1 protein-coding gene is annotated in these 736 nt (G+C 61.5%); it reads left to right on the forward strand.

The features are described 5' to 3' along the window. Nucleotides 1-199: 199 nt before the first annotated feature. Nucleotides 200-736: transposase (locus IVB22_RS24070; protein ID WP_247519741.1), on the forward strand; the 537-nt coding region annotated here is incomplete at its 3' end.

The following is a 736-nucleotide window of genomic DNA, read 5'->3' on the forward strand; positions in this document are numbered from 1 at the left end:
CCTTGTATCTGCCCATTGAGCAAAATGTGCGATGGAAGCGACTGAGCGCTTTGGCCGGTGGCCACCGGCCAAAGCGCGCGGCGATGTCGCCCGATACCCCTCCGGCCACAACCGTGGATGAGCCTGGGATCTTCGCCGTTGTCACGTACGACCGAACAGTCGTTGGATCACAATCGCACGCACAAGGCAGGTTACCGTGATGAAGAACATTTGTGGAGTGGATATTTCCAAGGCCCGTCTCGATGCCTGCATCGAGCCCGGCTCTATCCGCGGCAGCTTCGCCAATGACGCGGCCGGGATCGCGGGGCTGGAGGCATTCTGCCGGCAGCACCGGGTGGAACTGGTGGCGATGGAGGCAACTGGCGGCTATGAACGTAGGGCCTTCTTGCTGCTGTGGGAGCAGGGCCTGCCCTGCACCGTCACCAATGCACGTCAGGTCCGGCTCTATGCCGAGGCAATGGGCGTGCTGGAGAAGACCGACGCGATCGATGCTCATATCATCGCCCGCTTCGCACAAGCCAAAAATCTGAAGCCGACCCCATTGCCGAGCTCATCGCAGCAGCGCTTGAAAGCCCTTGTAGCAAGGCTCCGGCAGCTCACCGACGATCTAACCGTGCAAAAGCAGCGCCGCTCCAGCCTGCTCGATGACGCCGAGATGCTGGCCAGCATCGACGAAGTGATTGCGCTGCTCAAGCGGCAGTCCCGCACCCTTGAGGGCGAGATCGGCTCGATGATC

Source organism: Bradyrhizobium sp. 190, assembly GCF_023073415.1.
GTDB lineage: Bacteria > Pseudomonadota > Alphaproteobacteria > Rhizobiales > Xanthobacteraceae > Bradyrhizobium.